This is a genomic window from Marinobacter sp. MBR-99, assembly GCF_040547575.1.
Taxonomy (GTDB): domain Bacteria; phylum Pseudomonadota; class Gammaproteobacteria; order Pseudomonadales; family Oleiphilaceae; genus Marinobacter.
Map to the genome: position 1 here is coordinate 136,005 of NZ_JBEPPY010000011.1, position 11,216 is coordinate 147,220.

The 11,216-nt window shown below is 57.1% G+C and carries 10 protein-coding genes; 5 read left to right on the top strand and 5 right to left on the bottom strand.

Translation table 11 applies throughout. The features are described 5' to 3' along the window. Window positions 1-9 precede the first annotated feature (9 nt). Together ABIE59_RS11550 and ABIE59_RS11555 are read left to right on the top strand one after the other, a co-directional pair. Window positions 10-1,728, top strand: coding sequence for a VRR-NUC domain-containing protein (locus ABIE59_RS11550; RefSeq protein ID WP_354447004.1), 1,719 nt, complete (start codon window positions 10-12; stop codon window positions 1,726-1,728). Next, window positions 1,725-3,983, top strand: coding sequence for a helicase C-terminal domain-containing protein (locus ABIE59_RS11555; RefSeq protein WP_354447006.1), 2,259 nt, complete (start codon window positions 1,725-1,727; stop codon window positions 3,981-3,983). The genes ABIE59_RS11550 and ABIE59_RS11555 overlap by 4 nt, the downstream gene beginning before the upstream one ends. A 37-nt stretch (window positions 3,984-4,020) precedes the next feature. Here ABIE59_RS11555 and ABIE59_RS11560 read toward each other — a convergent pair whose 3' ends face one another. After that, window positions 4,021-4,392 carry a VOC family protein gene (locus ABIE59_RS11560; protein ID WP_354447008.1) on the bottom strand — a complete coding sequence of 124 codons (372 nt, stop codon included), beginning with the start codon at window positions 4,390-4,392 and terminating at the stop codon, window positions 4,021-4,023. A 136-nt stretch (window positions 4,393-4,528) separates the two neighbouring features. Between ABIE59_RS11560 and ABIE59_RS11565 the strand changes: the two genes are divergently transcribed. Further along, complete coding sequence (locus ABIE59_RS11565; protein WP_354447010.1) at window positions 4,529-5,041, top strand: lipocalin family protein; 513 nt, start codon at window positions 4,529-4,531, stop codon at window positions 5,039-5,041. 161 nt (window positions 5,042-5,202) lie between these two features. Next, window positions 5,203-5,580: a DUF2628 domain-containing protein gene (locus ABIE59_RS11570; protein ID WP_354447012.1), complete on the top strand. Its 378-nt coding sequence runs from the start codon at window positions 5,203-5,205 to the stop codon at window positions 5,578-5,580. A gap of 231 nt (window positions 5,581-5,811) precedes the next feature. Here the strand turns inward: ABIE59_RS11570 and ABIE59_RS11575 are convergent, their stop codons facing one another. Genes ABIE59_RS11575 through ABIE59_RS11590 form a run of 4 tightly spaced genes read right to left on the bottom strand, consistent with a single transcriptional unit; the run spans window position 5,812 to window position 10,692 of the window. Beyond that, complete coding sequence (locus tag ABIE59_RS11575) at window positions 5,812-6,690, bottom strand: DUF3800 domain-containing protein (protein ID WP_138437390.1); 879 nt, start codon at window positions 6,688-6,690, stop codon at window positions 5,812-5,814. Further along, a complete protein-coding gene (locus ABIE59_RS11580; protein ID WP_354447015.1) occupies window positions 6,683-7,984 on the bottom strand; it encodes a restriction endonuclease subunit S in 1,302 nt (433 codons plus the stop codon). Before ABIE59_RS11580 ends, ABIE59_RS11575 begins: the two co-directional genes overlap by 8 nt. Continuing rightward, on the bottom strand, window positions 7,981-9,603 hold the full coding sequence (locus ABIE59_RS11585; protein ID WP_354447017.1) for a class I SAM-dependent DNA methyltransferase: 1,623 nt from the start codon (window positions 9,601-9,603) through the stop codon (window positions 7,981-7,983). The genes ABIE59_RS11580 and ABIE59_RS11585 overlap by 4 nt, the downstream gene beginning before the upstream one ends. Before the next feature lie 18 nt (window positions 9,604-9,621). Beyond that, on the bottom strand, window positions 9,622-10,692 hold the full coding sequence (locus tag ABIE59_RS11590) for a Fic family protein (RefSeq protein WP_354447019.1): 1,071 nt from the start codon (window positions 10,690-10,692) through the stop codon (window positions 9,622-9,624). Between the two features lie 312 nt (window positions 10,693-11,004). On the opposite strand from ABIE59_RS11590, the gene ABIE59_RS11595 reads away from it, so the two are divergent. Further along, a partial coding sequence (locus ABIE59_RS11595) for a hypothetical protein (protein WP_354447021.1) occupies window positions 11,005-11,216 on the top strand: 212 nt, incomplete at its 3' end.

The window sequence follows — 11,216 nt, forward strand, 5'->3', positions numbered from 1 at the left end:
TCCAGCCCTATGACGACAGAATTCACGGGCCAGCGCCCGCAAACAGCAAACCTTGAAGACCCCCTGTATTACCTCAGCAATATGGACACCATCGTGTCCTGGGTGGCCGATCATCACGCAGATTTGTTGACCGAACGGGAGCAAACCCGGCTGGCGACGTTTGCCGAACTGGCGACTGGACCAAGAGCGATACTCACGCGCATGGTGATGCGTACCGGTGAGCTTTTCCGGGCCGACAAGCTGCATTATCCGGAACTGCCGGTGCCGGAGGCTGAAGCGCTCAAGTTATTGGTGCAGGAGGGCTGGCTGGATAACTCGCCGGAGCTGAGCCTGGATGATTTGTTCCGGCTGTTTACCCTGGCTGAACTGAGGCCGGTCTTTGGCGGTTGGCTGCATCAACAGGGCCACCCGAAAACGCTGGGAAAAGCGCAGATGCGGGAGTTGCTGGCGGAAGCGTTCAGTGAACCAGGGCCCCTGCGGCAGTGGCTGGCAGAGGCTGTCGGTGGACAGGCCCCGGAAGTGGTCAAGCTCCAGGACATGGCCCTGTTCGACCGCATCCGTCTGATGTTTTTCGGCAACCTGCGCCAGAGCTGGACGGACTTTGTGCTGGTGGAACTGGGCGTGCAGCAGTTCGAGCCGGTGCCCTTTACCCCGGAATCTCGCGCCTTTCAGCATCGCTCGGAAGTCGATGGTTACCTGCAAATGCATCAGTGCCGGGAACGGCTCGATCAGGGAGAGCCAGCCACAGAGGTCTGGGCAGAGGTACCCGGCCCTGTGGATAACCCCTGGCTCACCAGCCGCCGGGATCGGCTGTTACTGGAGCTGGGCCGGCAGGCGGAGCGCCAGGGTGAGCAGGAATTGGCATTGCAGGTATGGGCGGCCAGTGGCCACCGGGAAGCGCGACTGAAACAGCTGCGGTTGCTGGAGCGTATGAAGCGTTTTGATGAAGCCTGGGCCATTGCCTGTCAGTGGCGGACCAGTGAGCTGACCGACGCTGAAGCCCAGGGCCTGAACCGCCTGCTGAAGCGGTTGGCGCCCAAGGTGGGGGCGGACAAGCCCGAGCCTGTGGATAACCCCACCCTCAGAGAATTCACCCTGACCTTGCCCAAGCCAGGCACCGGCACCGTGGAGCTGGCGGCCCTGCGTCATTTGGGCACCGATGACGCGCCGGTGCTCTATGTGGAGAACACCCTGATCAACGCCCTGTTCGGGCTGCTGTGCTGGCCGGTGATCTTCAAGCCTCTGCCTGGCGCCTTCTTCCATCCGTTTCATATCGGCCCGGCGGACCTGGCCCGAGACGATTTTGTCGCCCGGCGCCAACAGGCATTCGAGCAACGTTTCCGTTTGTTGGAAACCGGCGCCCATCGCCGGGACATTCTCGACACCTTTCAGACCAAGCAGGGCATTGCCAACCCTTTCGTGGTCTGGCCGGTGCTGGATGAAGCTCTGTTGGAACTGGCTCTGCACTGCATTCCCCCGGGTCATCTGGATGCCCTGTTCCGCCGCCTGCTCAACAACATCAAGGAACACCGCAGTGGTTTCCCGGACCTGATCCGGTTTGTGCCGGACGCCGGTCAACCCGAACAGCGCTATGAAATGATCGAAGTGAAAGGCCCCGGCGACCGCCTGCAGGACCACCAGGTTCGCTGGCTTCAGTTCTTCGCCAGGCAGGGTATCCCGGCCAGCGTCTGTTATGTGCGTTGGCAGGACAACGAGGCAAGCCTGTGAAAGTCGCCGTGCGAACCCTGTGTGAATTCGCCGCCCGACACGGCGATCTGGACTTCCGCTACACCCCGGCCCCCAGTAGCGAGGAGGGCATTGCTGGCCACCAGGCGATACAGTCAAAACGCGGCTTTGGCTATCAAAGCGAGTATTCACTTACCGGAAACGTTATGGGAATGGCGCTATCCGGCCGAGCCGATGGCTACCATCCGCACAAGAACCGGCTGGAAGAAATCAAAACCCACCGGGGCGATGTGTCACGTATTCGCCCCCACCAGCGCGCCCTGCACCGGGCCCAGTTAAGAGCCTACGGCGCCCTGTTGTGCCGGCAGGAAAACCGTAAAAGCGTGGAGCTGGCTCTGGTGTATTACGACACCGGCCGGGACAAGGAAACCGTACTCACCGAAACCGCCAAGGCCGACGAGCTCTGGCAGGAACTGGAAACCCTGTGTGGCCTTTACAAGGCCTGGGCCGAGCAGGAAGAGCACCATCGGGAGCAGCGCGATGCCCTGCTCGCTAACCTGCGCTTTCCCTTCCCGGATTTTCGTCCCCGGCAGCGGCAACTGGCGGAGACGGTGTACAAGAATTCGGTGAAAGCCGGCACCTTGCTGCTGGAGGCGCCCACCGGCCTGGGCAAAACCCTGGGCACCTTGTTCCCGGCCCTGATGGCGATGCCTGCCGCCCGGCAGGACCGGCTGTACTACCTCACGTGCCGCAACACCGCCCGGCAACTGGCGCTGGATGCGGTGGATAGGTTGCGACAGGCCCAGAATGAGCTGCAACCCTGGCCGCTGCGCACTCTGGAGTTGGTTTCAAAAGACGACGCCTGCGAACACCCGGACAAAGCCTGCCACGGCGAGTCCTGCCCCCTGGCCAAAGGCTTTTTCGACCGCCTGCCCGACGCCCGGGCCGAAGCAGTTCAGAGCAAAGAGCCATTAAATCAGGAGAATTTGGCGAAAATAGCCGCCGTTCACGACATTTGCCCGTATTTTCTGGCCCAGGAAATGGCCCGCTGGAGTGACCTGGTGATCGGTGATGTAAACCGGCTGTTCGACCAGTCTGCCCTGTTGCACGGCCTTATTCGCCAGAACAACTGGCGGGCGGGCGTTTTGGTGGACGAAGCCCACAATCTGGTGGATCGTGCCCGGGGCATGTATTCGGTGCAGTTGGAGCAACAGCGCTTACTGAAACTGAAGAAGACCGCGCCGAAACCGGTGAAAGCGGCCCTGGACCGCACCGCCCGGGCCTGGCAGGCGCTGATCCGGGACCACGGCGAGCAGGCGCAACCGGTGTTCCTGGCCACTCTGCCGCCGCAATTGCTGGGGGCACTGCAGGCCATGGTTTCCGTGATTACAGACTACCTGGCCGACAACCCACCGGACCTGGCCCTGCAGGAAGTGATGTTCGAAAGCGTGGCCTTTATGAAACTGGCAGACAGCTTCGGTGACCATTCCCTGTGTGAGTTTCAGCTCAGCGGCCGGGGACGGGCCAGCCTGACCATCCAGAACCTGATCCCGGCGGATTTCCTGACAGAGCGCTTCAAGGCCGCCCACTCGGTACTGCTGTTCTCCGCTACCCTCAGCCCCGGCGTTTATTACCGGGATCTACTTGGCCTGCCGGAAAACGCCCGCTTCACCTCCCTGCCCAGCCCGTTCAGCGCCGAGCAATTACAGGTGCAGTTCACCCCTGGCATCAGCACCCGGCAGGTACACCGGGAGACAAGCCTGCAGCCTATTGCTGAGTTGATTGCCAAACAGTACCGGGAACGCCCCGGCCATTACCTGGCGTTTTTCAGCAGCTTCAAATACGCCAAAGAGGTGAGTGATGCGCTGGCGGAACAGGCACCGGACATCCCCCAGCGCTCCCAGCAGCCGGGCATGAGCCCGGACCAACGCAGGCAGTTTCTGGCAGAGTTCCAGAAGCCCGAAGGCAGTGTCGCCTTTGCGGTACTCGGCGGCGTGTTCAGCGAAGGCATCGACCTGCCTGGCGACCAGCTGATCGGTGCCTTCGTGGCCACCCTCGGCCTGCCGCCCTTCGACCCCTGGCACGAAATCCTCAAAGACCGCCTGCAGCAACGCTTTGGTGAAGGCTACCACTACACCTACCTGATCCCTGGCCTACAGAAAGTGGCCCAGGCCGCCGGCCGCGTGATCCGCACCCCCGAAGACCGGGGCGTGATCTGGCTGATTGATGACCGGTTTCTGCAGCACCCAGTAAAGCGCTTACTGCCCGGCTGGTGGTTCTCCAGCGATACGGGGTAACCAGTAAAAAGGCCCCGATGTGGGGCCTTTTGCACGCTTAGCCGAACTCGAAGAACGCCAGCTTGTTACCGTCCGGGTCCCGCACATAGGCGCCGTAGAACATATCCGGAATACGTTGCCCAGGCTCCCCATCGCAGGTTGCGCCCAGTTCAATGGCTTTGTGATAAAACTTATCCACAGCTTCTTTGGATCCCGCCGGGATGGCCACCATGTTGCCATTGCCCGGATGATTGGGCTCACCGTTGAACGGTACGCACACCGCCAACATGGGCTTGGCCATGCTCTCACCAATGAACGCAATGCGCTCCATATCCAGCAACACCTTGCCGCCCAGCTCCCCCAGCAGATCGCTGTAGAATTGCTTGGCTTTGCCCATGTCACTGACACCGATGGTTACGTATCCGATCATGCCTGTTCTCCGTGGTTGGTTGAGGTTCAGTATACGTCGCTTTCCGCAGTTCAGAGCTCAGGCAATCACAGCAGTGTTTTCGCCGGCGCTTTGTTATGGTTGTTTGTGTAACTCCCTGAACTAAGGACAGCGCCTGATGAAATCCTTTGCCCTGCTCACCACCCTACTCCTGTTGCTGGCCGGTTGTACCGGATTGCCTAAAGACATCGAGCCGGTGACCGGCTTCGACCAGGACCGCTACCTTGGCACCTGGTACGAGATCGCCCGGCTGGACCACTCCTTCGAGCGCGGGCTTAGCCAGGTGAGCGCCGAGTACATCCCGAACGACGACGGCAGCATTAAGGTCATCAACCGCGGCTACAACGCAGAAAAGGGCGAGTGGAAAGAAGCCCAGGGCCGGACAAAGTTTGTGGGTGACAGCGATGTGGGTCACTTGAAAGTGTCGTTCTTCGGGCCGTTTTACGCGTCTTACGTAGTGTTCGAGTTGGATGAAGACTACTCCACGGTCTATATCACAGGCTACAACCGAAACTACCTGTGGCTGATGTCGCGCACGCCGGAGGTGAGTAAGGAGGTGTTGGAGGCGTTCAGGGCGCGGGCTGCGGCGGAGGGGTTTGAGCTTGGGGAGTTGATTGTGGTGGAGCAGTGAGTCGTGATGCGCCAAATTCTTGATGCCGCTCACAGCGTTGGGCTTTGGAGTTGATTCACACGGAGTGCCAACTGTATATTCCGCCGGCACTTTGGAGTGCCAGACCGAGGTTGGTTGAAGCCTTGGTTTTCAAACATGGAAGACATTAAAAGGATAAGGATATGAAGCAGTACAAAATCTTCACGCACCCCTCTGGCCAACAAGAAGCGGTAAAACAGGGCTGGTCTTGGCCGGGATTCTGTTTTGGCGGATTCTGGGCGCTGGTCAAGAAAATATGGGGCATGGCTGCGCTGATTCTGATTGGCGGCTTTAGCATTGGTTTCCTTCTGGGCTTCATCATGCCCCCGGAGACGGCCAATCTGGTTACCAACATTATTGCTTTGGGTATTGCTATCGCGATAGGCGTTAACGGCAACCAGTGGCGAGAGCAGAATTTGCTTACCCGCGGCTTCCAAACCGATGGCCAGATCGTTGAAGCAAAGAATCCTGACGGCGCTGTAGCCGAGTTCCTTGGGGGCGAGACGTCAGTAACGGCCTGATCGCGAATATCCCGACGCTTCGTCTTTGATGTGGTTGTCGATTTTCTGGTTTATGACTACCATTTAGACCAAATCGATTGGGGGGTTCCCGGTCCGCTCCAGCCAATTGGTGGTTTGGAATGGGCGGATATGCAAACCTACTGATTGGTGTTGCCAGGTGCAACAGGCGTGACTATAATCTTTGCCAAGTGGATTGGGGGTGCCCGGTCGGCGTTATAGCCTCGGTGAGTTTCACCGGGGCTTTTCGCTTTCTAAAGGCGGGTAAATTTTCAGGCCCATACCCTCGAAACCCTGCCCCACGCAATCCCTTCCGCCATCGCAATAGAACTTTTTCTTCAGTACCTCGAAGGCTTTGTTTGACTGGTCGGGCTTTAACACGCTCAATCCGATAGGCCGGGCCACGAGGTCGGCTAGCTGGAGGCCGGAAGACATGGTTTTCTTGTCGGAAAAGAGCACGTCAAACGGCAGCTGACGGTTCAACTGGTTGGAGCCGTCACAAATGCGCCGAAACTCCAGTTCGAGTTCGTTGTCTTCCTTTTTGCCCCGGCACTCCACAACAACGTGAGTTTTCTTTTCGTGCTGATGTTTCTCTTCCAGGAATTCGTAGAGAGTTTCAAGGCAGAAGCCCAGAGCGATGTGGTAAGGATTGCTATCAGAGCCGCCGTGGCTTTTCAGGTGACGCTTGTCGATGACACAACTGATCAGAATGAAGTTACTGAACTCGATGATCTCTGTCAGCTCATCGAGAAATTCAATCTTTTCGTCACGGCTACGAAAAATATTGAAAGCGCCTTTTTCTTTCCGGATTTCAGTCTCGTGAAGGACGACCTGGTCATGGCCGAAGTGGTTGAATTTGAACTTCTCCAGGGCGGACACAACCTTTTCACTGTAGTGTCGTTTATGGAAAACGCAGAGCGCGAGCACGAACAACGGGTACTGGGGGTCAATCTTGCCCATGCTGTGATCCCCACTCTCATCAACGTAGACAATGTATTTGCTGAATGGAGTTGCCACCGCATTGGCTGAAGCACCGGAATATTTACCATTCTTGGCCTCCGCCGATGAATCATCGGAAAACAGTGGTAATTGTTGATCGTCCAAGTCAGGCATTGGTCTTCCTCCGTATCCGTTTAGCCGGCTTCACCGCCGCCCGCTCCGCCTTGATTCGCTCCAGCAACGCCTCCGCACTGTTCTCCCCGCTGATCAGCTCCGGGTTGTCCTTGCGCCATTGCTCGGTGAGTTCGCCCCGGAAGGCTTTGGCCAGGATGGACTGGGTGAGGTTGTTGACGCGGGCCAGCGCGTTGTTGACCTGTTGCTCGATGCGGTCGGCGTGGGCGAAGAGTTGATCTACTCGGCGGACGATTTCGGTTTGCTCACTCAGTGAGGGGAAGTAAACCTCAAGGTTTTTTATAACCTTCTGATTGAGATTGACCATGGTTGATCCCACGGAAGCGGAATTGAAATAGCTCACAGCAGTTGGCGATCTAAGAATGATCTCAAGATACTTGGGCAGTGCGTCTTCGCTAACCCTCAAGATCATTGAACCTGTACCGCATAGCTGAGGCTCGTCACTCTCGACGACAGATGCCCGCCCCATCTCCCCCCTTCGGCCAACCACAACGTCACCTTTGCGAAGATGCCAAGCTTCAAGACTATTGTACTTTTGGTGTGAAATCGTCATGGAATCGGAAGGCCTAATGATCCCTTCTGATATGTGCATCGGGTTGATGACTGGAATTCCGCCATTCACATAGTCGGATTTGTGGAGAGCGCTGCCAAATGGGCCGGTCTTGACCTCTACTCCTGCTTCCCCCAGCTTCTTGAAGTTCCGTTCGGGGTTATCACCTGAACGCCACTCCTCCGTCAACCGCCCACTCACCGCTGCAGCCAGCACGGACTGGCGGAAGCGTTTGAGGATTTGCGGGATGCGTTCGAGGCGGGCTTTGGTGTTTTCCACCTGGGCCAGCAGGGTGTCGAGTTTGTCGGCGATGACTTTTTGTTCGGCGAGCGGTGGGAGCGTTATTTCTTGAGAATATGCATCCTCCCTGTTTAAGCCGGGAATTGCAGTAGCCCTATTCAGCTGGTTTAGAGGCAGAAACCGAAGCTGATAAAACCAATAACGAATTGGCTGACCATGGAAACTATCGACGTAGTATGTAGTGTCGATAGGAAAAAAAGGCTCCTCTGAAATATGTACTTCGCCAAATGAGCCCTTTCTTCCGACGATGAGTCCAGGCTTCGTCACTAAAGGAATACTGTGTTTGCCGACTTCGCCATTTGAACCGAAAACGGGAAACGATACGCCGTCTCTCACTTTTGCGGGTAGAGATTTACCATAGGTTAGTTCTATGACTGACCCAAGGGTGGTGGTGTGCCAGTATTCTGGGGCAAAGCTTTTGCTCATCTTAGCCCCCTGCCGAAATAATCATCCAACAAAACCCTAGCCCCATCAGCCTCCTCCTCAGCCCCCAACTCACGCATCAACACATCCAGCTCGCCCAGCGCCTGCACCAACTCTCCCATCGCCTCACCCGCCAGCACACTCGGCTCCGGCAAATTGGCCGCATCCACACTGTCGCTGTCTTTCAGCCAGGAAATATCCAGTGAGTCGCCCTTGTGCTCGGCAATCCACTGACGGCTGAAGCCGCGCCAGCGGCTGTGGGCCAGGCGCGGGTCCACGCCTTCGTTCTCGTCGCTGTGTTCGGGCAGTTCTATGTCTTCGGAATGGAAGCTGTATTCACCTTCCTTGCGCTCACCGTCGCCGTTGGGGCTTTCGCCATACACATCTTCAAACGGTTTCAGGTGCTGGTCGCCAAACGGTGTGCGTTTGCCGAAGCTGGGCATGTTGGTGCGCAGGTCGTAGACCCAGACGTTCTCGGTGCAGTTTTCTTCCTGGTGCTTGTCTGCTGTGCTGCCTTTGGTGAAGAACAGTACGTTGGTTTTCACGCCCTGGGCGTAGAAGATGCCGGTGGGCAGGCGCAGGATGGTGTGCAGGTTGCACTTGTTCATTAAGTCCCGGCGCACATCGGTGCCGACGCCGGCTTCGAACAGCACGTTATCCGGCAGCACCACGGCGGCGCGGCCACCGGGTTTGAGGTTGCGGTAGATGTGCTGCAAAAAGGCCAGTTGTTTGTTGCTGGTTTTGTAGGTCAGGTCGTCCCGGGTGATGCTGGCATCGCCGCCCTTGCTGGTGCCGAAGGGCGGGTTGGCGAGGATCACGTCGGCCTTCTCCAGCCCTGCGCCGGTCTGGCCCAGAGCGTTGCCCAGGTGCACAACGCCCTCGGCGTCCCCTTCCATACCGTGCAGCAGGCAGTTCATCAGCGCCAGACGGCGGGTGCCGGGCACCAGTTCGATGCCCACGTAGGCCCTGGTGGTCTGAAAGGTTTTGTCCTTGTCGCTCAGTTCGTACAGGTCATCGGTCTGGCTTTTGATGTATTCGTGGGCGGCAATCAGAAAGCCCGCCGTACCTGCGGCCGGGTCCTGAATGCGCTCGCCGGGTTGCGGTTTCAGGCAGTTGACCATGGTGTTGATCAGGGCGCGGGGGGTGAAGTACTGCCCGGCGCCGGATTTGGTTTCGTTGGCGTTCTTCTCCAGCAGGCCCTCGTACAGGTCACCCAAGCCATCTTTCTGGGCGCTGAACCAGTCGATCTGGTCCAGAGTTTTGATCATCTGTTCCAGGTGGCGAGGCTCGCGCAGGCGGGTCTGCGCGTCGGCGTAGATAGCGCTGATCAGCGGGTCGTCATGTACCAGCGTGCCGTCGCCGTCCTTGCCGGTGGACAGGCTGAGCAGGATGCGTTTGTAGTCGTTCAGCAGGTTGATGCCGGATTTGCCGTTGAGGTCACTCCAGCGGCAGCCTTCCGGCAACGGGTGTTTTTTAAGGGTGCCGGCTTGGGTGTTCTCGTGCACCATTTTGATGAACAGCAGCAGCACCAGTTCGGTGACGTAATCCGAGTAGTTGATGCCGTCGTCCCGCAGAACGTCGCAGAGGTTCCAGAGTTTCTGGACGATGTCGTTGTTGGTCATGGGTGCTTCCGGTTGTCTTTAGGCGCGCTCAAGGAACAGCGCCATCAGCGGTGAATTGATGTAGAAATTGCTGCGGCCTACCTTGGTCTTGTCCAGCAGACCAATGCTGACGAGTTCATCCAGATACTTGGTTGCGGTGATTCGGCTGACGCCCAGGTCCTCCATCACGAACTCGATCTTGGTGTACGGATGATTGAACAGGTTGTTCAGCAGCTCCTGGCGGTAGATCTTCGGGCATTCGTCCCGCATTCGGTGCTTGGTGTGTTGCATCAGCTCCCGAATCTGGCCAATCAGTGCGATGGTTTGTTGAGCCGTCTGGCTGACACCTTCCAGCATGTAGAGTAACCAGGGCTTCCAATTGCCGGTATCTCGCACGGCCTGTAATTCCTGGTAGTAACCGGCTTTGGTCTGAATCAGGTAACGGCTGAGGTAAAGCACCGGTAGATCCAGCAGGCCTTTCGCTACCAGATACAGCATGTTGATGATGCGCCCTGTGCGGCCATTGCCGTCGTAGAACGGATGAATGCTTTCAAACTGGTGGTGAATGATTGCCATTTTTACCAGTGGATCGGCATCGCACAGTTCGTCATCGTTGATGTAGGCCACCAGATTGCCCATCAAGTCCTCGATTTCTCGGGCTGACTGGGGCGGCTCATACACCACTTCACCGGTGGCCTGGTTTTTTAGAGCCGTTCCAGGGAGCTTGCGCAGGCCTGCCCGGTTCTTCTCCAGGGTTTGTTGAATTAACAGAATGTCGTTCAGGCGAATTAGCTGTGACTTTCGAACGCTTCGGAAACTTGCCCGCAATGCCGTGGCGTAGTCCTGAACTTCTTTGGTTTCTGGCGAAACACTGGCTTCATCGGCCACCACAGCCCGATAAAGGTCGTCTTGGGTGGTGATGATGTTTTCGATTTCAGAGCTGTGCCGGGCTTCTTGCAAGGTCAGCGTGTTAATCAGTATTTCTTCGTTGGGAATGGTGGCTGCCACGCCTTTGAGTTCCGCCAGGTAGCGGTGGGCTTCTGCCGCTTTTTTCAGCACGGCACGGGATTCCCACTGTTCCAGGTGTTCTAGGGGTAATGTTGGCAGCACAAAAGTCCCTTTCTTAATTCATGTATAGAAAAACAAGAAATTTATACATGTCTTGGTGAATATGCAAAGGAAACCGCGTTTTCCTATGCATATCGAAGGTCACATGCATAGATAATAAGAAATTCTATGTGTATGCAGAGTCTGCCAAGACCGCGCTATGTCGAAAAAACACCGAAAAATCGACACAGATTAGGCCCATGTCGATTCCATAAACATACTCGATGCAGACTTGGACTTGCACGGCAATTCCGGTACATTTGCCAACACTTCAGGCATGGATTGTGCCGATTAACACCTTGTGGATACACGGATGTGACCAAAATAGCCGACCCGCACTCGCTTGCGCTTCATGAAGCGTTGATGATCGAGGGTGGTTGGGACCAATACTCCGATAGGGAATTGGCCAGCTACCTTTCGAGCTCCAGTTTTACCCCTGCCCGTTTACGAGACCAGCTTGCCAGTGGCGAGCTGGTGTTGCTGAAAGAGATTCCGGCGGTTCCCGTCTTCAGGCTGGTATCCGGGCG

What these genes read in the sequence shown, in the direction of transcription:
- ABIE59_RS11565 (WP_354447010.1), top strand. Translation starts at nt 4,529, where the DNA reads ATGAAATCCTTTGCCCTGCTCACCACCCTACTCCTGTTGCTGGCCGGT.
- ABIE59_RS11585 (WP_354447017.1), bottom strand. Translation starts at nt 9,603, where the DNA reads ATGACCAACAACGACATCGTCCAGAAACTCTGGAACCTCTGCGACGTT.
- ABIE59_RS11570 (WP_354447012.1), top strand. Translation starts at nt 5,203, where the DNA reads ATGAAGCAGTACAAAATCTTCACGCACCCCTCTGGCCAACAAGAAGCG.
- ABIE59_RS11575 (WP_138437390.1), bottom strand. Translation starts at nt 6,690, where the DNA reads ATGCCTGACTTGGACGATCAACAATTACCACTGTTTTCCGATGATTCA.
- ABIE59_RS11560 (WP_354447008.1), bottom strand. Translation starts at nt 4,392, where the DNA reads ATGATCGGATACGTAACCATCGGTGTCAGTGACATGGGCAAAGCCAAG.
- ABIE59_RS11550 (WP_354447004.1), top strand. Translation starts at nt 10, where the DNA reads ATGACGACAGAATTCACGGGCCAGCGCCCGCAAACAGCAAACCTTGAA.
- ABIE59_RS11580 (WP_354447015.1), bottom strand. Translation starts at nt 7,984, where the DNA reads ATGAGCAAAAGCTTTGCCCCAGAATACTGGCACACCACCACCCTTGGG.